This window comes from Methylobacterium sp. AMS5, assembly GCF_001542815.1.
Taxonomy (GTDB): domain Bacteria; phylum Pseudomonadota; class Alphaproteobacteria; order Rhizobiales; family Beijerinckiaceae; genus Methylobacterium.
Map to the genome: position 1 here is coordinate 4,020,324 of NZ_CP006992.1, position 20,855 is coordinate 4,041,178.

The 20,855-nt window shown below is 69.9% G+C and carries 17 protein-coding genes; 9 read left to right on the forward strand and 8 right to left on the reverse strand.

From position 1 onward, the window contains the following. Window positions 1-57: 57 nt before the first annotated feature. From Y590_RS18060 to Y590_RS18070, 3 genes are all read right to left on the reverse strand, one after another. Complete coding sequence (locus tag Y590_RS18060) at window positions 58-2,577, reverse strand: TonB-dependent receptor (protein ID WP_060772355.1); 2,520 nt, start codon at window positions 2,575-2,577, stop codon at window positions 58-60. Window positions 2,578-2,746: 169 nt separating this feature from the next. Then, window positions 2,747-3,721 carry a FecR family protein gene (locus Y590_RS18065; protein WP_060771063.1) on the reverse strand — a complete coding sequence of 325 codons (975 nt, stop codon included), beginning with the start codon at window positions 3,719-3,721 and terminating at the stop codon, window positions 2,747-2,749. Between the two features lie 97 nt (window positions 3,722-3,818). Then, complete coding sequence (locus tag Y590_RS18070) at window positions 3,819-4,340, reverse strand: RNA polymerase sigma factor (RefSeq protein WP_015823952.1); 522 nt, start codon at window positions 4,338-4,340, stop codon at window positions 3,819-3,821. Between the two features lie 883 nt (window positions 4,341-5,223). Here Y590_RS18070 and Y590_RS18075 point away from each other — a divergent pair. The 7 genes from Y590_RS18075 (at window position 5,224) to Y590_RS27705 (ending at window position 13,688) form a co-directional block, all read left to right on the forward strand. Continuing rightward, window positions 5,224-7,008, forward strand: coding sequence for an IucA/IucC family protein (locus tag Y590_RS18075; protein ID WP_060771064.1), 1,785 nt, complete (start codon window positions 5,224-5,226; stop codon window positions 7,006-7,008). Beyond that, on the forward strand, window positions 6,992-9,973 hold the full coding sequence (locus tag Y590_RS18080) for an IucA/IucC family protein (RefSeq protein WP_060771065.1): 2,982 nt from the start codon (window positions 6,992-6,994) through the stop codon (window positions 9,971-9,973). The genes Y590_RS18075 and Y590_RS18080 overlap by 17 nt, the downstream gene beginning before the upstream one ends. Next, a complete protein-coding gene (locus Y590_RS18085; RefSeq protein ID WP_060771066.1) occupies window positions 9,970-11,274 on the forward strand; it encodes a DUF6005 family protein in 1,305 nt (434 codons plus the stop codon). The genes Y590_RS18080 and Y590_RS18085 overlap by 4 nt, the downstream gene beginning before the upstream one ends. Then, a complete protein-coding gene (locus tag Y590_RS18090) occupies window positions 11,271-12,107 on the forward strand; it encodes a sugar phosphate isomerase/epimerase family protein (protein WP_060771067.1) in 837 nt (278 codons plus the stop codon). Before Y590_RS18085 ends, Y590_RS18090 begins: the two co-directional genes overlap by 4 nt. Before the next feature lie 28 nt (window positions 12,108-12,135). Further along, window positions 12,136-12,414, forward strand: a complete 279-nt coding sequence (locus tag Y590_RS18095) for a DUF2218 domain-containing protein (RefSeq protein ID WP_060771068.1) — start codon at window positions 12,136-12,138, stop codon at window positions 12,412-12,414. Between the two features lie 306 nt (window positions 12,415-12,720). Next, window positions 12,721-13,221: a GNAT family N-acetyltransferase gene (locus Y590_RS18100; RefSeq protein ID WP_060771069.1), complete on the forward strand. Its 501-nt coding sequence runs from the start codon at window positions 12,721-12,723 to the stop codon at window positions 13,219-13,221. Between the two features lie 305 nt (window positions 13,222-13,526). Then, entirely contained in the window at window positions 13,527-13,688 is a 162-nt protein-coding gene (locus Y590_RS27705; protein WP_286161773.1) for a DUF305 domain-containing protein, read from the forward strand. 1,039 nt (window positions 13,689-14,727) lie between these two features. Here Y590_RS27705 and Y590_RS18105 read toward each other — a convergent pair. The 4 genes from Y590_RS18105 to Y590_RS18120 all read right to left on the reverse strand — a co-directional run bounded on the left by Y590_RS18105 (window position 14,728) and on the right by Y590_RS18120 (window position 17,545). Then, entirely contained in the window at window positions 14,728-15,513 is a 786-nt protein-coding gene (locus Y590_RS18105) for a hypothetical protein (RefSeq protein WP_060771070.1), read from the reverse strand. A 70-nt stretch (window positions 15,514-15,583) separates the two neighbouring features. Next, entirely contained in the window at window positions 15,584-16,408 is an 825-nt protein-coding gene (gene proC / locus Y590_RS18110) for a pyrroline-5-carboxylate reductase (RefSeq protein WP_060771071.1), read from the reverse strand. 32 nt (window positions 16,409-16,440) lie between these two features. Then, window positions 16,441-16,947 (reverse strand): type III secretion system chaperone family protein, encoded by a 507-nt coding sequence (locus Y590_RS18115; protein ID WP_003607101.1) that lies wholly within the window; start codon window positions 16,945-16,947, stop codon window positions 16,441-16,443. Between the two features lie 316 nt (window positions 16,948-17,263). Beyond that, window positions 17,264-17,545, reverse strand: coding sequence for an accessory factor UbiK family protein (locus Y590_RS18120; RefSeq protein ID WP_060771072.1), 282 nt, complete (start codon window positions 17,543-17,545; stop codon window positions 17,264-17,266). 243 nt (window positions 17,546-17,788) lie between these two features. On the opposite strand from Y590_RS18120, the gene Y590_RS18125 reads away from it, so the two are divergent. Both Y590_RS18125 and Y590_RS18130 read left to right on the forward strand, forming a co-directional pair. Continuing rightward, window positions 17,789-18,514, forward strand: a complete 726-nt coding sequence (locus Y590_RS18125; RefSeq protein ID WP_060771073.1) for a response regulator — start codon at window positions 17,789-17,791, stop codon at window positions 18,512-18,514. Continuing rightward, on the forward strand, window positions 18,511-20,010 hold the full coding sequence (locus tag Y590_RS18130; RefSeq protein WP_060771074.1) for an ATP-binding protein: 1,500 nt from the start codon (window positions 18,511-18,513) through the stop codon (window positions 20,008-20,010). Before Y590_RS18125 ends, Y590_RS18130 begins: the two co-directional genes overlap by 4 nt. A 119-nt stretch (window positions 20,011-20,129) precedes the next feature. On the opposite strand, the gene Y590_RS18135 is transcribed toward Y590_RS18130, so the two are convergent. Beyond that, window positions 20,130-20,693, reverse strand: a complete 564-nt coding sequence (locus tag Y590_RS18135) for a DUF1993 domain-containing protein (RefSeq protein ID WP_060771075.1) — start codon at window positions 20,691-20,693, stop codon at window positions 20,130-20,132. Window positions 20,694-20,855: the final 162 nt, after the last annotated feature.

The following is a 20,855-nucleotide window of genomic DNA, read 5'->3' on the forward strand; positions in this document are numbered from 1 at the left end:
CCCTTACCCCTTCGCGATGTCGGGGCAGGGCGGAGCTGGAAGCGACGCGTCGCTCTCTCAGAAATCGACGGAGGCGGAGACGATGAAGGTGCGCGGCGCGCCGACGGCGAGGAAGCCGCGGGCGGCGGAGGCCCAGTACGAGTCGTCGAGCAGGTTCTGGACGAGGGCGCGGAACACGACGGGCTTTCCGTTCAAGCCCTCTGTCGTGTAGCGCAGGCCGGCATCGAAGCGCGTCCAGTCCGGAACCGACTGGGTGTTGGCCTGATCGTAGAACATGCTGCTGGTGTAGATCGCCCGTCCCGTCAGGGTCAGGCCCGGCGCCAGCCACGGCGGCAGGTCGTACTCGGCGTAGAGGTTGAACGCGGTATCCGGCACGCCGGGCGCGGCCCGCCCGTTGAACTGTCCTCCCGGCGTGTTGACCAGTTCCGCGTCGATGAAGGTGACGCCGCCGAGCAGCCGCAGGCCCGGGACGACCTCGCCGAACACGTTCAGCTCGACGCCGCGGTTCCGCTGACGGCCGCTGACCGAGTAGATGCGGGTCCCGGGATCGGTGAAAGCGTTCGGCAGCTCGATCTCGAACAGCGCGGCCGTGGCGGCAATGGTGCCGAAATCGTACTTGACGCCGATTTCCTTCTGCCGCCCCACGGCAGGCGGGAAGAGGACATTGGCGTTGATCGCCGTGAGGGGCGCCGCGGCCACCGGATCGAGCGACTCGATGTAGTTGCCGTAGAAGGACAGGTTCTCGAACGGGCTCAGCACGAAGGTGATGGCGGGGCTGAAGCGGCCCTCCCGATAGTTCGAGGTCACCTGCCCCTGCGTCGGCCCCGGACGGGTGGCGAAGCCCTGCTGGTCGATCTCCTGATAGCGCCCGCCGAGCGTCAGCAGGAAGCGGTCGTCGCCGAAGAACGACAGGGTGTCGGCCACCGCCACGCTGCGCGCGGAGAGCTGGGCGAAGAGCGGCTGCGCGGCGGAGCGGGGAAGCCCGATCGTCGGAATCGATCCGGTCGGCAGATAGACCGGATTGTAGATGTTGATCGTGTAGGGGGTGAAGACGGGCGGGACGAAGCCGCTGCGGAAGTTCTTGTTGTTCGCCTCGACGGCCGCGATGTTCACCTGATGGTTGAGAAAGCCGGTGCTGAAGCGGGTGCGCAGGCCCACCTCGCCGGTGAGCCCCTGGATCTCCTGGGGCTGGATGGCGAGCTGGTTGGTCGCCTGCCCGGTCACGCTCGTCACGCGGTAGTTTGAGGTGAGGAAGTCCTCGTTGTAGCGGCTGGCGCCACCGGCGATGTAGACCGTCGTGTCGGGCAGGACGTCGTACTCGGCCCGCCCCGCGATCATGCCGTAACGGCTGTCGTTGTACTCGAACGGATTCGCGGTGTTGGTCCGGTTGTTCGGGGCACGGGGAATCTGAATACCGGGCGCGACCGCGTTGAACAGCGAGGTCGGCGCCGTGACGTTCTGCGTCGAGTGGGTCATGTCGAGCGAGGCACGGAACCGGTCGCCGCGATAGTCGAGGCCCAGCGCCGCCACGCCCACCTCGATCGCATTGTTGTCGAGCGGCGTGGCGCCGGTGCGGTAGGCGCCGTTGAAGCGCACGCCCCATTCCTTGAACTCGCCGAAGCGACGGCCGAGGTCGGCATGGGTCCAGATCTGCGCGTCGCTGATGTAGGTCGTGGTGAGCCGGGCGAACGGCTCGTCGTAGGCGCGCTTCGGGATGAGGTTGATCGTGCCGCCGACGCGGCCGGTGCCGCCGCTCAGGAGCGCGGAGGGCCCCAGCAGCACCTCGACACGCTCGAGCCCTTCGGTGAAGGCGCGGCGCGGGTTGGCGAGATAGAACAGGCCGTCGAAGGCCGTGTCGAGGTTGGTCACCGAGAAGCCGCGGATGAAGTAGGAATCGCGCTCGCTGTAGGGCGGCGCGTCGTTGCGCACCGACGAATTGTTCAGCACGACATCGGCGAGCGACACCGCCTGCTGGTCCTCGATCAGCTTCTCCGTGTAGCCCGTGATGCTGAAGGGCGTCTTCAGGACGGAGCGGTTGCCCAGGAAGCCGACACGGGTTCCCGAGCCGACCTGGCCGCCGGCATAGGGCACGGGCGGCTGCCCAACCGTTCCGGTGGGCGGCGGCAGGCCGGCGGCCGTGGCACGGCCCTGCCCTTGAGCCTGTCCCTGGACGTGCAGTTCGTCGAGCGTCACCGTCCCGGCCGGCTCGGCGCCGAGCTGGACGTAACGCGGGTTGACCAGGGTGATGGTCGAGGCGCCGGCCGGGCGATAGGTGAGGCCGGTGCCGTCCAAGAGCCTGGTCAGGGCGTCGAGCGGGGCGAACGCGCCCGCGAGCCCCGGTGTCTCCAGCCGCGCCGTCAGCTCGGTCGGGTAGACCAGCTTGACCCCGGCCTGCTCGGTGAAGGCGACGAGGCCGGCCTCCAGCGATCCCTTAGGGATGGCGAGCCGGACGGGAGCGCCCCCCAGCGGGGCTTCTGCCAGGATCGTGGGGCCGCTGGGCCGCTTCGCCTCGCCGGCTTGCACGGCCGCCGGAGCCATCACCGCGACGGACACGCCGGCCAGCGCGATCCCCGCCATCCGGCCCTGTGAAAACCTGCGCGCGCGCGACGCCATACCAAAGCCCCATCGATCCGTCGGGAGGGGCGGCACGCCGTGCGCCGCCGCGCCCTCGATGGTTAAGATCAACGGGGGCGCCACCTCCTGACGTGGGAAGAGCGATTTTTTTCGCCTCTCCTCGTCGCCCTGCTCACAGGGGCGATCCGACCAGCACCAGCAGGGGCGAGAGCCGCCGGATGCGCGTGCCCATGGTCGCGGCGATCACGTCGAGGGCGTCGTCCGTGTTGCGGGCATCGAACGCGCCGGTCACGCGCCGCTCGCCGAGCCCACGGTCGAGCAGCACGATGCGCCCGCGGCGGTAGCGGTTCAGTTCCGCCAGGACCGCCGCCAGCGGCTTTCCGGAAAAGATCAGCCGGCCGTCGCGCCACGCCGTGGCCCGCTCCACATCCGCCGCCGCCACGTGCAGGGCGTCGCCGCCGATCCGGACTTCCTCCCCGGCCGAGACGACGACGCGCCCGCTCTCGGCCGAGACATCGACACGCCCCTCCGCGACGCCCACCGGACTGTCCGCCCCGTCCGCGCGCAGGAAGAACCGGGTTCCGACCGCGCGCACGCTCAGGCCGCCGCCCCGCACCACGAAGGGCCGGCTCGGATCGGGCACGACATCGAAGCTGGCCTCGCCGCGCAGAACCGCGATCCCGCGCTCCCCCGCGGTGAACCGCACCGCGATCGCCGTGTCCGTGTTGAGGTCGACGCGGCTGCCGTCGGGCAGCGTCGCGTGCTCGATGGTGCCGACGCCACTCCACAGATCCGCGCGGAGCCGGTCGAGGAGACCGGTCTCGTAGGCCAGGGCGGCGGCGATCAGGGCGACGGCGGCCAGGCCGGCGAGCGACTTCGGTGTCTTGTTCGATGTTTTGTCCGACGTCTTGCGCGGGCGGGGATCGGGCAGATGCCCGAGCCGGCGCCACAGCGCATCCATCTCGGCATAGGCCGCCGCGTGGACGGGATCGGCCTTGCGCCAGGCCTCGAAGGCCCTGTGATCGGCTTGCGTGGCGTCGGAGGAGGAGAGCCGCGCGACCCAGGCCGCGGCCTCGCGCTCGACCGGATCCTCATCGCCGTCGGCCTCGTCAGTCTCTTCGGCCTCCGTCCCGTCGCTGCCGGCCACGCCAATCCCCCCGGGGCCCACCGCGGCCCGAAATGGCGCAGCGCGGGTGTCCTATCCCCTTAGATCAACGAGGTCGCCGCCTCCTGATGCGACTCGTTCAAAAAAGATCGAGGCGGCTGCGCCGGCAATGCAGCAGGGCCTTGATGATGTGCTTCTCGACCATGTTGCGCGAAATGCCGAGGCGCTGCGCGATCTCGCCGTTCGCGAGGCCGTCGAGGCGGCTGAGCAGGAACACCTCGCGGCAGCGGGGCGGCAACGCGTCGATCGCCGCAGCCAGGCGCTTCAGCTCCTGGCGGGCGATCGTCTGCCGCTCGGGGAGGGCGTAGCCGTCGGCGATCTCGGCGAGTTCCGCCTCGCATTTCGCCGCGAACAGAATCCGCTCCAGCCGGCCGCGGTTGCGCATCCGAAGGGCGACGTTGGTGGCGATGCGGAACAACAGGGCCGAGGGGTGCTCGATGCTCGTGCGCGAGAGCGCGGCGACCATGCGCAGGTAGGTTTCCTGGCTCGCATCCGCGGCGTCGGCCGGGTTGTCGAGCAGGCGCTGGAGGAAGCGCCGGAGCTTCAGCCCTTCGTGACGGTAGAGGGCATCGATCGACACCCCCGCCGCCCCTCCCGCCATGAGGTCGGTCCCGTCGCCCACAGATGATCCCACGCTGATCGATGACTGAGGACCGACCAGAAGGAGACGCGTGGATTATGCAAGCCCCACAATAGCTTGTATCATTTCCAGTCTAGAGGACGATACTGTCGCAAAACGTTGCACAGACAGTCGAAATACCCGCCCCAGAAACAAGACGAGAATTATAACAGCTAAAGACTACAAGTCATTTCATGGCCTCGTTGCGAATAAGCAACGGATTTTCCATCGCGGCGCAACGCGCGCTTCACGCGTCGCGATCATCCGACGGGGCCGGGAGCGAAGCCCGGTTCGGAGACGGACGGCGATGCGATGTGGCGGTCCGGCGCGGCAGGATCGCGGGCACAATCAGAGATGGCTCGCTGAACGTGCTCACGCCGTGACCGGCGGAGGCATGAAACAGGCCCGCACTCGATAAAACGGCGGACAAATAAAGAATATTTTCGATGGCAACCAACTGCCACGACAATGCAACCGGGCCACCACCCTATATCAAGAACAATTCCAATAAATTCATCTTCTCTTGACGCATGCTTTGAGTTTGCGCAACACGCCTTCAGCCTCAAGCGATTCGAGGGAGTCCTCAGTCCGATGAGCAATTACAACGAAGAGCAACTTTTTTCCCTACGCTTCCATCGACGACCTTTTCTTTCTCTCGAAACCGCACGCTCCCCCACGCCTGCCGCAACGCTGAGTTCGCCGCGCGCTCAGGCCTGATGACGACGATGACGCACAGGCTGCCCGGCGGCCGGACTGCCGCATCGATCCGACGGCGCGGCGCCGGGCCGGCAGATCGGAAATTCGGGCGCACGCCCCCGCCGCGATCCGGCCGGGCCCTCAAGGCTCACACGAGGTTTCGAAGATCATGCCACCATCGTCTCAAGCCGTTGCCGAGGCGGCCGCCTTCCGCAGCTTCGCCAACGGATATCTGCGCGAGATCGACTCCGGCATCCGCATCCGGCACGCGCTGACGGACGGGCCGCCCGCGCCGTGCGTCGAGTGGAACCTGCGCAGCCGCCGCCTTGCGATCCGCGCCGAGATCCTGTCGCCCTCGCTGTGCGGCGCGCACGCGTTCGGCCGCCTCTGGACCCGCCACCTGCACGAGCCGCGCTGGCGGCCGGTGGCGCCGATGCGCGCGCTTCAGGAGCTTCTCGGCGAGGCCTATTCGCGCACGGATGAGGGGCGGGGCGAGACCGCCCGCGAGCGCGAATTGGAACTGCTCGGGCGCGTGCTCGACAGCTACCGCGAGACCGCGCGCCTGCTCGACCTCGCCGAGCGGACGGCGGAGGCGGAAACCGGCTTCATCGCCGCCGAGCGCGCCCTCGTCTTCGGCCACTGGCTGCATCCGACGCCCAAGAGCCGGCAGGGCCTCACGACCTGGCAGGCCCGGGCCTACGCGCCGGAGGAGGGGGGCACGTTCCAGCTCGCGGTGTTCGGCGCCGAGGCGAGCCTCGTCCGTCACGACTCGGCGGTGGCCCGCGCCGCGCCCGACCTCGCCCTCGACCTGCTCGGCCCCGACGCCGCCCGGCTGGGCTTGCGCGCCGACGAGATCGCCCTGCCGATGCATCCGCTCCAGGCCGAGGCGCTGATGCTGGAGCCGCACGTCGCCGCATGGGTCGAGGCGGGCCGCCTGCGGCGGCTCGGCGCCTTCGGCCCCCGCTTCACCGCGACCTCCTCGCTGCGCACCGTCTACGCGGCCGAGAGCCCGTGGATGGCGAAGTTCTCGCTGCCCGTCACCCTCACCAACTCGCTGCGGGTGAACCGGCTCGCCGAACTCAAGGCCGGCGTCGCCATGGCCCGGCTGCTGGCGAAAAGCCCGTTCGCCGCGCGCCATCCCAACTTCCGGCTCCTCGCCGACCCCGCCTACCTCACCCTGCACAACCCCGACCGCGAGGAGAGCGGCTTCGAGACGGTCCTGCGCGAGAACCCGTTCCGCGACGGGGTGGAGCGGGGTGTCGCCACACTGGCTGCGCTCACCGCCGAGCCGCTGCCCGGCCGGCTCTCGCGGCTGGAGGCCCTTCTGCGGCAGGTCTGCCCGGAGGGTTCGGCGGCGCGCGCCCAGGCCGCCCGCAGGTGGTTCGCCCGCTATCTCGATTGCATGCTGGAGCCCGTCGTCGCCCTCTACGACGCGCATGGCATCGCGTTGGAGGCTCACCAACAGAACGCGCTGCTCGATGTCGCCTCCGGCTGGCCCGAGCGCGGCTTCTACCGCGACAACCAGGGCTTCTACCTCTCGGAATCCGCTCGCCCCCGGCTGCTGCGCGACGCGCCCGAGACCGCTTCAATCGCCTCGCTCTATTTCCCGGACGGCGAGATCCGCCGACGGCTTGCCTACTATCTCGTGGTCAACCAGATCTTCTCCGTCGTCGCCCGGATCGGCCATGACGGGCTGGCGCGCGAGGAAACGCTCCTCGACGACCTCGCCCGCCGCCTGGAGGCGATGGCACGCCGCATGACCGGCGCCGGTCGCGCCTTCGCCCGCTCGGTGCTCGACGGTCCGAGCCTCTGCACCAAGGCCAACCTGCGGGTGCGCCTGTCCGACCGCGACGAACTCGCCTCGGGCGACGGCACCGGCAACTACATCGACATGCCGAACCCGCTCATGCTTCGGGCGGCTCGGGGCGAGGCCGGCCATGCCCTCGCGTCCTGAGACGATGGAGCAGCCCGAAGCGCGTGTCCTGCGCCAGTTGGCGGAAGCCGTCCTGTTCGAGGGGCTGGCCGAGCGCGAGCCGGCCCGCGACGTCGCCGGTCGGATCGCGTGGCGTCTCGGCCCGCACCGCTTCCGCGCGACCGGCACCCTCGGCCCGTTCGACCGCCCTCGCCTCGATCCCGGTTCGGTCGAGATGGCGGGCGAAGAGGGCGGCTGGGTGCCGGCCGACCTCTCCATCCTCGTGGAAGCCCTTCCCGCCGCACCGGAGCACCGGACGCGGCTGCTGGCCGAGCTTCGGCAGACGGTCGAACTCTGCCGCTGGAACGCCCGAAACCTAGCGTTGCCGGAGCGCCGCCTTCTGCCCTTCGCCGCGCTCGATGCGGCTTTGTGGGAGGGCCATCCCTACCATCCGAGCTTCAAGGCGCGCACCGGCTTCACCCTGGAGGATCACCGCCGCTACGGCCCCGAGGCCGCCGCGCCGTTCCGCCTCGGATGGCTGGCTGTGCGCCGAGACACGATCGCCCTTGCGCTGCCGGGCCCGGAGGACAGGTTCTGGCGGGCCGAACTCGGCGATGCCCGGGACGTGCTGACCCGCCGCCTCGACGAGGCCGGGCATTCCCTCGACACGCACGCGCTGATGCCGGTCCATCCCTGGCAGATGCGCCGGCTCGAAGAGGAGGCTTTGCGCCCGTGGCTGGCGGAGGGCCGCGCCGTCGCGCTCGGCACCGCCGGCCCGCGCTACCTCGCGAGCCAGTCTCTGCGCACGCTGCACAATTGCGACGACCCGTCCGCCGCGAGCGTGAAACTGGCCTTGAGTGTCGTCTCGACCTCGAGCCTGCGCATCCTCGATCCGCATTTCGTGCTGACCGGCCCGGCCCTGTCCGACTGGCTCGCCGACCTCGTCGCCGCCGATCCCGCGCTGCACGGCCGCGTGACGGTGCTGCGCGAATACGCCGCCGCGCTCGCCGACCGGGACGGGCCGCTCGCCGGGCAGCTCGCCGCGATCTGGCGGGAGAGCCCGCGTCTCGCACCCGGCGAGGCGGCCTTGCCCTTCAACGCGCTGGCCGTGTGCGAGGCGGATGGCAGCCCCTTCGTCGCGCCCTGGCTCGATCGCTACGGCCGCGATGCCTGGCTCGACCGCCTCGTCGCGGTCGCGGTGCTGCCGGTCTGGCACCTGCTCGCGGCCCACGGCGTCGCCCTGGAGGCGCACGGCCAGAACATGATTCTGGTCCACCGCGACGGCTGGCCGGACCGGGTGATCCTGCGCGACTTCCACGAGAGCGCGGAATACGTCCCCGACTTCGTGACGAGTCCGGAGCGCGTGCCGGATTTCGGGGCGATCGACCCGGCCCATGCCGGGCCGGCGGATGACCGCTTCCACGCCATGCGCTCGGCCGCGACGCTGGCCGAACTCGTCACCGACAGCCTGTTCGTCTTCAACCTCAGCGAGATCACCGCTCTCCTCGGGCGCCGGCACGGTCTCGACGAGCCAGGGTTCTGGCGCCGCATCGGCCGGCAGTTGCGGCGCCACGCGGCGGAGCATGGGCTGGAGGCGCGGCTCGCCCGGCTCGCGGTCGAAGCGCCCCGGCTGCGGGTCGAGGCGCTGCTGTCGCGCAAGCTCGGGCTCGGCGAGGCGCGCGGCAGCCTCCATGCGCCCAACTCGCTGTTCCCTTCCCCCGACGCCACTTCCGGAGCCTGCATGATCGAGATCGACGGCCGCACCATCCCGGCGGACGCGATGGAGGCCGCCATCCGGCGCGTCGAGGCTGCGGCGGCCTTGCGCGGCGGCAGCGGCGAGCGCGTCGCCGCGCGCTTCCGCGACACCGCCCAGGGGCTCGCCTTCATCCTCGCCGCCCGCCGCAGCGGGGCGAGCCTGCTGCCGATCCATCCGGCGCTGCCGGACGAGGGCGCGCGCCGGCTCGCCGCGCGCGCCGGCTGCCACCGCCTGTTCCTCGACGGCCTGGAGAGCGAGACCCTGGACGGCGCCGCCCCGCCGGTTCCGGGGGAGGGCGAGCTGCTCCAGATGAGTTCGGGCACCACCGGCGAGCCCAAATGCATCGCCCGCCGCTGGAGCGCGGTGGAGCGCGAGGTCGAGAGCTATGTCGGCGCCTTCACCGAGCCGGCCGGGATGACCCCGGTCATCGCCTGCCCGATCACCCATTCCTACGGGCTGATCTGCGGATTGTTCGTGGGCCTGCGCCGCGGTCGCATGCCGGTGATCGTGGACACCACCAACCCGAAATACCTCCTGCGCCGCCTGCGCGAGATCGAGCGGCCGGTGCTCTACACCGCGCCGGCCATGCTGCACACGCTGGCCCGGCTGATGCCCGAGGGCGAGACCCTCCACGCGGCGATGGTCTCGGGCACGCTTCTGCCCGCACCCTGGTTTTCCGCCATCCGCGGGCGCGTCACCCACCTGTTCCAGCAATACGGCTGCTCGGAAGCCGGCTGCATCGCGATCAATCCGGATCTGCGCCGCGCCGACGCCATCGGCCGCCCGCTGCCGCATCACCGCGTCCGGGCGGGGACCGGCCCCGAGGCCCCGGCGGAACTCGTGGTCGAGGGGGAGGGCGGGGCGATCCACACCGCCGATCTCGGCTATCGCGAGCCCGACGGCATGCTGGTCTTCGTCGCGCGCAAGGACGACACGATCAACGTCTCGGGCCTCAACGTCTATCCCGGCGAGGTCGAGGACGTGGTGATGGCCATGCCCGGCATCACCGACGCCGTAGCCTTCGCCCGGCCCGACCCGTTCGCGGGCGAGCGGGTGACGCTGCTGTTCAGCGCTGAAAGCCCCGTGCCGCCCCGCGCGCTGCAGGACTGGTGCCGCCGCTGGCTCGCCGGCCACCAAGTGCCGGTCGAGGCGGTGCAGGTCGGCGCGATCCCGCGCGAGGCCAACGGCAAGATTTCTCGACGCGCGGTCGCCGCGCAATACCGGGGCGGCGGCCTGGAGGCGGTGGCGTGAGCAACGAGACGCTGATCGCGGCCATCGGCACGGTGCTGCGCGAGGAGATGCGCCATCCCCATCTCGATGGGTTCGGGCCGGACGCACGGCTGAACGAGGATCTCTACCTCGATTCCGTCCAGTTGCTTCAGCTCATCCTGGCGCTGGAGCTGACGCACGGGGTGTCGGTGCCCGAAGCGGCGATCAACCGGCAGGACGTCTCCACCGTCGCCGACCTCGCCCGGCTGCTGACGCCGGGCGCTGAGCCGGTCGCCGCCGAGCCCGAGACGCCCTCCGAGGGCGTCCACGGCGCGATGCCCTACGACCTGAAGATCCACTGCTTCGTCAGTTGCGTCTGCGACGGGCTGAAGGCGCGGGGCATCGACCATCGCCCGTTCTACGCCCTGATCTGGGACGCCGAGTTCGCCATCACCGACGGCACGCGGCTCGCCTACCACTCGGACGCGATGGATCACGAGTCGTTCCGCTACTGGTTCGAGCGGCTCTACGGCGTGCCGCTCGTCTCCTGGTACGACCATTCCCGTTCGAAGGACGAGAACGTCGCCACCCTGCTCGGCCTCATGGAGCGGCGCGAGCCGGACACGCGCATCATGGTGATGCTCGACATGTTCCACCTCCCCGAGCGGGAGAACAAGTTCAACCAGAACCCCTTCCCGCATTACCTGCTGGTCGAAGGCAGCGACGACCCGGCCCTCTGGCAAGTGCGCGACCCCGACTTCCGCTGGGCGGGCGTGATCGAGCGCGAGCGGATGCTGAACGCCATCCGCCAGCCGAGCGTCGCCGGCGGCTACCGCTTCGACCCATCGCGGGCCCATCCGCCGGCGGACACGGATCTGGCGGCCTTTTTCGAGGCCTGCTTCCGGTTCGACACCAACCCGCTGATCGATGCCGCGCGCGCCATCGTGCTTGCCCATGCCGAGGGACGCGGCGGGCTGAAGCTGACGGAGGTCGGCGAGGCCCTGCGCGAACTGCCGGTCATCACCATCCGCAAATGGGCCTACGAGCACGGCTTCGCTTTCTTCTGGCGGGCCCTGCGCTGGCCGGACCCGGAATTCCAGCGGATCTGCGACGAGATCGAGTCCCTGGTGAACGGCCTCACCGCCCTGCACTACGCCGTGCTGAAGCTCGCCCGGACCGGGGAGATGGGGGAGGTCGCCCCCGTCCTCGCGCGTCTCGACGCGCTCGACGCGCAGGAATTCGCGATCAAGCGGCAGCTCGCTTCGGCCTACGCGGCGTGGCGGGAGAAGAGCCCGGATCTCGGACAGACCGCCGTATCCTTCCGCGAAAGGCTCTCCGCATGAGAATCGCGCTCTGCACCATCAGCTTTCGCCACCATCTGGTGTCGGTCGGCGAGCTCGCCCGCTTCGCCCGCGGCCACGGCTTCGACGGGATCGAGTTGTGGGGCGTTCACGCCCGCAATCTCGGCCCCGGCGACCACGCCGAATGGCTCGCCGCCTACGGGCTGCGGGTGCCGATGCTGAGCGACTACCTGCCGCTCGACGCAGCCACCAGCACCCTGACCGAGCGGACCGCCGAACTTGCCGGCCTCGCGCGGAGCTGGGGGGCGCCGCGGCTGCGCACCTTCGCCGGGACCAAGGCCAGCGCCACCACCGCGCCGGAGGAGCGCGCCCACGTCGCCCAGCGCCTGCGGATGGCGGCGGGCCAGCTCGCCGACCAGGGCCTGCGCCTCGTGGTGGAGACGCATCCCGGCACGCTCGCCGACACCACCGATTCGCTCCTCGACCTGCTGGACGCGGTCGATCACCCGAACCTCCGGGTCAATTTCGACACGCTCCACGTCTGGGAGGGCGGCGACGACCCGCTCGCGGCCCACGCCCGGCTTGGCCCGCATATCGACTACTATCACCTCAAGAACGTGCGCAGCCGCGCCGACCTGTCGGTGTTCGAGCCGGCCAACGTCTACGCCGCGGCCGGACGGCGCGAGGGCATGACCGCCCTGTTCGACGGCGCGCTGGATTACGGCACCTTCCTCAAGACGCTGCCGCCGCAGGCGGAAGGCTCGCTCGAATGGTTCGGCGAGGCCAGCTTCTCGGTCCTGCCCACAGACCTTTTTCGCGTGCGGGCGGCCACCGCCGGTCGCCGCACCGAGAGCCCCCGCCACGCCGCACGCTGAGCGAGCACGGCACAGCCAGGAAACCGACATGCCCGAGAGCCACGCCGTCGTCAGCACCCCCCATGCCAGCCGCTACATCCAGCAGCTTTGCAAGCACTGGGCCCACCGGTTCGAGACCGAGTTCAGCCCGACCGATGCCCGGATCGCGCTGCCGCTCGGCGAGACGCGGCTGAGTGCCGACCCCGAGACCCTGACAATCGACCTGACGGCACAGGATGCCGCCAGCCTGCCCGACCTGCGCGAGGTGGTCGTGCGCCACATCGAGCGCTTCGCCTTCCGCGAAACGCTGCGCTTCGAATGGACGTGAGCAACGCCGGCCAAGGCAGCATGGCGGCGTTGCCTCGGCAAGCACACCGCCCCTCTTGCACACCGCCCCTCATGCACACCGCCCCTCAGGCTGAGGTGCCGAGCGAAAGCTCGGCCTCGAAGCACTCCGGAACGATCGATCCGAAACGTTCGATCCGACGGCATCGGCGACCGGGATCAACGTCGCGGCGTGCTTCGCGGCTGCTGCCGCAGCACCTCCGCGTGAGGATCGTCATCGTTGCCGGAAGGGACCGGTCGAACCGGCTCTCGGCGAAATCATGCCCCTTCACACGGAGCGAGGACCAGTATGGATGTGACGATACGGGCCATGCGCGCGGAGGACGCTCAGGATCTGTTCGAGATCTACAACCAGCCCGCCTTCCGCTTCGGAACGCTGGCGCTCCCCTATGAATCGTTCGAGGCGGTGAAGAAGTGGGCCGAGCCCCGCTCGCCGCGGGATCTGCATCTTGCCGCGGAGCGGGACGCCCGCGTCGTCGGGGCGGCGGCTCTGCGCCCCTTCTACGGCCGGCGCGCGCACGCGGCGGAGTTCTGGATCGCCGTCCATGAGGATTTCGCCGGATACGGCATCGGCTCGCGGCTTCTCGCCGCTGTGATCGACACGGCCGACAACTGGATCAATATTTCGCGAATCGAGATGACGGTCTTCACCGACAACGCCCGCGCCATCGCCCTCTACGAAAAGTTCGGCTTCACCATCGAGGGGACCCACAAGGCGGCCTCGTTCCGCAACGGCATCTTCGCCGACGTGCATTGCATGGCCCGTTTGCGTCCCTCGATCGGCCCCTGAATCCCGGCAGCAAACCCGGCCCGGATCGCCCAAGCGTCTTCGTTCGGTACGCCCCTGCTACAGCAGGGCCATTGCTGATTTCGCGAAGGTTTCGACCGTCAGACTCCGGCACCGCCCAAGAACATCGGCGCCCGGCTGTCGTTTCCAGACCGGGAGATCCGAGACCATGCAGCGGCGCGATTTTCTGACGACCCTACTGACGGCGACAGCGGCCCTGGCCGTCGCCCACACCGCCCTGGCGCAACCGGCGCCGGCAGGGGCCATGCCGGCACCCATCGACCTCGCCATGGCGACGAATCTCCGGGATGCCGCCCGGTCCCGAATACGACGCGATGTTCGTCAACGCCTCGCTCCAGGGCCATCAGGAAGCCGACCCGATCCACGGCTCCTACGCGCAAGCCGGCGACGACCCGGCCCTGCGCTGCATCGCGGCCGGCGCGCTCCCGCTGCCAGCGGCACATCGCTGAGCTCACGCCGATGCAGGCGACGATGGGCGGCGAACGGGAGGGCTGAGCATCGTCCCGAAAGCCGGCAACCGGCTTTCGGAACGACGCAAGAACAAGAGGCCCGAGCAGGCCGCGCTCGCTGAAGACCGAGGGGGTCAACGCGAGGACGCGTCGGTCCCTGGCCCCCGGTGTCCACGGACCTGACTGAGGCCGAAGCAGGCCCGAGAACGCGGCGCATCGCTCGGATTTCGATTTCCGGAGCGATGCGCCTCGCAGCGGTCCGGCGACGATGTTGCCACTGGCACGCGGGATGCTTCTCCAGACGAAGGGAACGAAAGCTTTAGCGTGTCGTTCCTCAAAACAAGACACGGGAAAGGCGCATTCCATGAACGCCGAGGCGATCAAGAGCCGTGACGAAGCCCTGGCTCTGCTTGATGCCGAGCTGATCACGATCCACGACTTCATGACGCTCTGCGACCTGAAGGGGTGGGACCGGTAAAGACCGCGAGGCCGGAATATCATCTCCGGCCGTTTGCGACCTCTCTTGCACCGGAGGCTCAGCGCCCCCGTGCTTGCGTAAAGCCGGCTGAGCCTGTTGCAGAGTGCAGCACCGTCAGCGACGAAAGATCGTCATGGCCAGAACGGCTGCCGAGCGCGCGATTGAGCCGGATACGGAGCAGACGGGTCTTTGCCCTCGGCCGCCAGAGGCGCGGACCGTTTCCCAATACCCTTTCAGCCAGCGGCGGGCTTCGAGCACACCGACGACAGCTCCTACTGTCGAAGCTGTTACAACGGATATGACGACCTTCGAAGAATCCCAACCCAGCAAATATTCATCAGGACCAAGTCCTGGTTGATTACCATGCCGGTACCTATGGCAATCCCTAGAGCATCATCGTCCCGAAAGGTGGTTGCCGACTTTCGGGACGATGCTCTAAGCCGGCCGTCTCGGCAAGGGTTGCACACACCGACTTGTGCGTCGGTGCGCCGGATCATCGTTCAGCGATCGGACCGGCAAACGCGCTCCGACCCCGAACCCTCCCCCTCGGAAGCTCTGCGCTCAGATCGCCGCAGCCGGGTCGCGATCCTCGCCATCCCCCGCGGGCGGTTCCGTCCGGTCGCGGCGAGGGCGACGCTCCAGAACGGCACGGCCAAGGGCGCGCAGGGGCGCGGTGAGGCGGCGGGCGTCGTCGGCGCGTTCCATGATGGTCTCGCCGCGGCGGATCTCGCGGTCGAGCTTGGCCATGGTGCGGGCGAGCGCCGGGTCGTCGTCATCGAGCCAGACCTCGACGGTGCGGGCGAAGGCGATCACGGTGCCTTGAAGCTTGAGCCGGCCGAGCGGCCCCTCCGTGTCGATACCGGCAGCGGCCAGCATGTAGCGATGGGAGTTCAGGGCGACCCCGTTGAGCGCCAGCATGGACAGGACGTCGCCACGCAGCGCGAAGGCGATGCGGCGCAGGGCCGGCTTGTAGGGCGTCATCGCATCGAGCCGGCGCATCAGCACGTCGAACAGGCGCTCGCGAGCCGGCTCGTCGGCGAGGTCGGCGGTGTCGACCTCCAGCACCTTGCGGTCGATGATCCGCGACAGGCCGCCGAGCACGGCCCCCTTCGAGGGGAACAGGTCGCGCAATTCGGCCAGACTCAGGTTCGCCTCGCGGGCGATGTCGCCGACTTCGATGTCGTTCCAGGGCTGCTCGGCCGCGAGCCGCATCAGCGCCTCGACCGCCGCCTCGCGCGGGTTGGGCTTGTGCGAGGCCGTGGCCTGCGCCGTGTCGGAGTTCGACGAAGCGGATGGCCCGCCGGTCTCGGGCTTGCCGCCGGTGTTGGGCTCGGGGGCTGTTTCCATGATCCGTGCTCCGCATTCGGTTCACGTCTCATGTAGGGCCGGAGCCGCCCGCTTGAAACCGCTGGGCCTCTCAGCCGGACAATTCGCCCGCCCGCCGCCGCGCCGCATCGACCGCCTCCCGCATCAGATCGGGCAGCGCGCCCTCGCGCATCAGCACGGCGAGCGCCGCCGCGGTGGTGCCGCCGGGCGAGGTCACGTCGCGGCGCAATTGCCCGGCCTCGCGGGCATCGGCGTCGAGCAGGGCACCGGCGCCCGCGACGGTGGCGCGGGCGAGCTGCGCCGACAGGTCGGGCGGAAGCCCCGCCGCCATGCCGGCTTCCGCGAGCGCTTCCGCCAGCAGGAAGACGTAGGCCGGACCGGAACCCGAGACCGCGGTCACCGCATCGATCAGCCCCTCGTCGTCGAGCCACGCGACAAGGCCGGAACGGGCGAGCAACGCCTCCGCACCCGCCCTTGCCTGCGGCCCGACCTCCGGGCTGCCGACGGCGCCGGTCGCGCCCCGGCCGATGCTGGCGGGCAGATTGGGCATGGCGCGCACCACCGGGCGGGCCGTCGGCAGGCGGCGCTTCAGGTCGGCGATGGTCTTGCCGGCCAGGATCGAGACGACGAGGGTGTCCGGGCCGATCCATCCGGCCAGCGCCGGTGCCGCCGCGTCGAGAACCTGCGGCTTGATGCCGAGCACCAGGGCTCCGGCCGGGGCGGCGGCCTCGGGGTTGAGGCGCAAGGCCCGCTCGGCACAGAGCGTGGCGATCTCCGCGGAGGGCTGCGGATCGACGACGGTTACGGCGGCAGGGTCGAGGCCGCCCGCCAGCCAGCCCCGCAGCAGCGCTGCCCCCATCTTGCCGGCGCCGGCCAGAACCAGGGGCGTGGGGAAGGGGGCTCGGTCTTGCGTCATGCTTCCTCGGTGTCCTCGAGCCGCCCCGCGGGTCAGGCCTCGCCCTCGGTCTCGAACAGCACGGCGTCGAGAGCCTCGCGGGCGCTCTTGCCGGCCCAGAGGACGAACTGGAAGGCCTGATAGTAGCGCTCGCAGGCGTCGGCGGCCGTCTTCATCATCATCGCGCATTGCCCCTGCGTCGGCGCGATGCCGTCGGTGAGCAGCAGGGAGTGGCGGAACATCACCACGCTGTCGGATGACCACAGGTCGAAATGGCCGATCCAGAGCTGCTCGTTCACCAGCGCGACGAGGCGCAGCATCTCGGCCCGGCGCCGCTCCGGCACCTTGAGGTCGAAGGCGGCGGCCACGTGCAGCGACTCGACTTCCTCGATCCAGGTGAAGGCGACGTGGTACTCGGCCCAGCGGCCCGAGACGGAGACCGACATCTCGTCGGTCTCGATGCGATCGAAGATCCAGTCGCGCAGCGAGGCGAGGCGCTCGACGACATCGAGCGGGTGCTCCGGCCGGTCGCTGTCTTCGATGAGGCTAAGCTGGGTCATGGCGATCCAAGTTGTCGGCCCGGTCGAGAGGCTCGATCGGGTCGGCGGGCAAAGCAGGGCCGTGACGGAAATCGAGGCAACGCCCGTCGATCTCCGTCCTGCGGAGGGGTTCAATCCAGATTTCGCCGCCCCGGGGTTTGGTTCCACCTTTCCGCCGGGGCGAATCAACTTCGGATCGTTTATAGCCCGCGCGCCCCGCGGGCTTCAAAGCGTCGCCCCGGCATCAGCGGTGGGCAACGCGGCTATCCACCGATGCTTCCTGTGCAAAGAAATTTGGATTCGCGCTTTCCCGCGAGGGTGAGTCCGGGCTGCCCGCTCAGACCGATTCCGTGCTGCCGGCGCTGCCCGCCTCGGCGCCGAGGCGGGTCTCCAGCGCGCTCACCCGGGCGGCGAGCGCGTCGTTCTGGCTGCGCAGGGCGGCGACGAGGTCGCGCAGCACGTCCACTTCCTCGCGCGTGGCGATATCCATGTCGCGGATCAGGCGCTCGATCTGGCCCTTGACCATCGTTTCCGCCTCGCGGCGCACCCCTTGGGCTGCTCCGGTGGCATCGGTGAACAGGCGGGCGGCATCGTCGAAAAGGCGGTTCGAGCCTTGCATGGAAATCTCCTCCGGCGCCCGGACCTGTCGAGCACATGCCAACGACATAAGAATCGGCGGGCCGCAGGGCAATCGAGGGGCGCCGACGAAACGCTTCGGCCGCCGCGGCGGGCGGCGGCCGGACAATCCGCTCCGGATTGTTGCCGCACGTATCGGGGCAAGCTGCGGAAACCCGCGGTTACAATCTTGGCCAGCGGCCATACTTCCGGGCAGGAGGCGCGCGGGGTTAAGACGGAGGCCGTCATGACCGCCACCAACCTGCCGACACCCCACATCCTCGTCGTCGAGGACGACCGCGAGATCAGCGCCCTCGTCGCGCGCTACCTGCGCGCCAACGAGTGCCGCGTGAGCGTCGCGGGTGACGGACGCGAGATGGACCGGGTGCTGGCCGATGCCCGGGTCGATCTCATCGTCCTCGACCTGATGCTGCCGGGCGAGGACGGCCTGAGCCTGTGCCGGCGCCTCAGGGCCGCGTCGCAGGTGCCGATCCTGATGCTCACGGCGAAATCGGAAGAGATCGACCGGATCGTCGGGCTGGAGATCGGCGCCGACGACTATCTCGGCAAACCGTTCAACCCCCGCGAGTTGCTGGCACGCATCCGGGCGATCCTGCGGCGCAAGGGCGCCGAGCCGCAGGACGGGGACGGCGCGCGCCGCTTCCATTTCTCGGGCTGGACCCTCGATGTCGGCCTCCGGCAGGTCTTGAGCCCGGAGGGCGCACGCATCGCCGTCACGGGGGCCGAGTTCGACCTGCTCCACGCTTTGTGCCTGCGGCCGGGGCGCGTCCTCTCCCGCGACCAGCTCCTCGATCTGACGCAGGGGCGGGCGGCGGGGCCGTTCGAGCGCAGCATCGACGTCCTCGTCTCCCGGCTTCGCCAGAAGCTCGAGCGCGATCCGCGCAACCCCGAGATCATCCGCACGATCCGCTCGGGCGGCTACCTGTTCGCGCCGGAGATCGGCCGCTCATGAGTCCCGTGAGAACCACGGCGGAGCCGCCCGCCGCGGCCCCCGCACCGTCGCGAACTCGGCTTCGTTTGCCTTGGCTCCATCTGCCCTGGCCCCGCCCGAAAAAGGCCGCCGGGCAGATCGCGCTCCTCGTCGTGGCGGCCCTGCTCGCCGCGCATGTGCTCGCGGCGGTCATGCTGCTGGCCCTGCGCGAGCCGTGGCGGCCGGACGAGCGGCCCGGCGTCGCCGCGACCCGGCTCTCCACCGTCGCGCGGCTGCTCGATGCCGCCGAACCGAGCGAGCGCGACGGGATCCTCCGGGCGGCGGCGCGCGGCCTGCCGACCCTGCGCATCGCGCCGTGGGACGGCGCCGCGCCGTCGGCGGGGCAGGGGAACAAGGAGGACGAGATCGGCCAGCATCCCCTGATCGAGCGCCTGCGCGACGGCTTCGGGCGGGCGCTGCCGGTGACCGACCTCTCCCCCGGCCACGACCGGGGCAAGACCGGCCTCCTCCAGATCGGCATCACGACGCCGGCCGGCGCCCGGCTGCGGGCGGTGCTGCCCGACGATTTTCCACGCCCGCCGGCGCAAGCGCCGATCATCTTCACGTTCGTCTTCCTAGGGGTCAGCCTCACGCTGCTCTCGTTCTGGGCGACGCGGGCGCTCACCGCGCCGCTCGCCGGCCTCGCCGCGGCGGCGGAAGCCTTCGGCACGGCGGAGGAACCGCCGCCCCTGCCCGAGCGCGGGCCGGAGGAGGTGCTCGCGCTCGCCCGCGCCCTCGACCGGATGCGCACCCGCATGCTGCGCCTGCTCGACGACCGCACCCAGATGCTGGCCGCGATCAGCCACGACCTGCGCACCCCGATCACCCGCCTGCGGCTACGCGCGGAGTTCATCGAGGACGAGCGCGCCCGCGAGATGACCCTGCGCGACCTCGACCAGATGAACGGGCTCGTGGAATCCGCACTCTCTTATGTCCGGGACGGGCAGGGGGCGCCCGGCGAGGGCCAGACCACGCTGATCGACCTGGCCTCGGTGGTGCAGACGGTCTGCGACGGGTTCAGCGACATCGGCGCGGCGGTCAGCCTGGAACGGACCCGCCATGTTCTCGTGCGCGGCCGCCCCGACGACCTCCAGCGCGCGATCACCAACCTCGTCGACAACGCCGTGAAATATGGCGGCGGCGCCCGGCTCGTCATGGGGCCGGCGGGCCGGGGGGCAGGCGGCGACCGTCCCGGCGTGGCGGTGGAGGTGATCGACGACGGCCCCGGCATTCCCGACGCCGAGCGCAGTGCCATGCTCCAGCCCTTCGTGCGCGGCGACCGTGCCCGCAACCTCGATTCCGCGAGCGGCTTCGGCCTCGGCCTGTCGATCGTGCTCGCCATCGTCGAGGGCCATGGCGGGCGCCTCGCCCTGGAGAACCGCCCCGGCGGCGGCTTCTGCGCCCGCATCGAGCTACCGCTCGCCGCCGGACGCTCCGGCACGGCGCCCCGCGCGACGGGCGCCGTCCAGACCTCGTAGACCGTTGCGCAAAGGATGCGGCTCGACCTTGCCGAGCCCGGCCCCGGAAACGATTGCGCCGCCTCATCGCAAGATGCCGTTAAGCACATGTCCCGATGGGGATGGCGAACCGGGAAAGGCTATGCCGTCGGTATCGTTCCGGGTCGGAGATAGCCGAACATGTGCGGGACGTAATCCGCTTTCCCGACCTCAACCCCATGCCGGCGAAGGATCGCGTAGGCGGTGACGACGTGGAAATAGAATTGCGGCAGCGCCCAGTCGCGCACGTATTGCTCGCCCGTCATATCGAAGGTGATCCCGCCCGGAAGTTCGATCGCGATCGGCAGGGATGCTCCTGCATCCAAGGCAGCATCACTCAAAGTGTCGAGCATCGACAGCGCCTCATCGATCCGCACGCGGCTGTCGGCGATTGAGCCCGGCGCATCGCCCGCGTTGCGCCCCTCGGCCGCAACGGCATCGAGCCATTCGGGCGTCGGTTCGCCGCGAAGCCTGAACACCGCCTCCTGCGCCTGAAAGGCTGCGAAGCGGACTTGCGACGACAGTGGGAACATGTCGGCCGCCAAGCGGGCCGATAGCAGAGCTTCCGCCCTGTCGGCCATCTGCTGCTGTGCCCTGTCGAGCAATCCAGCCAGCGTCCGCAGCATGTTGCGGTAGGTCGGGGCCAGAAGACGGGTAGGGGTCATGGTCGCTCTCGTGGTTGGCCACGAGGCATGATCTACAAAGCTTGTGGTTGCAGAGCCACCATCCGCCTCCTGACGAATCCGGATTCGATGGGCAGGCGGCGCCGGAACGATCGGCTACGGGATGCGGACCGTCGGCCAGGCCGCGCGGCGCCTGAGCGATGC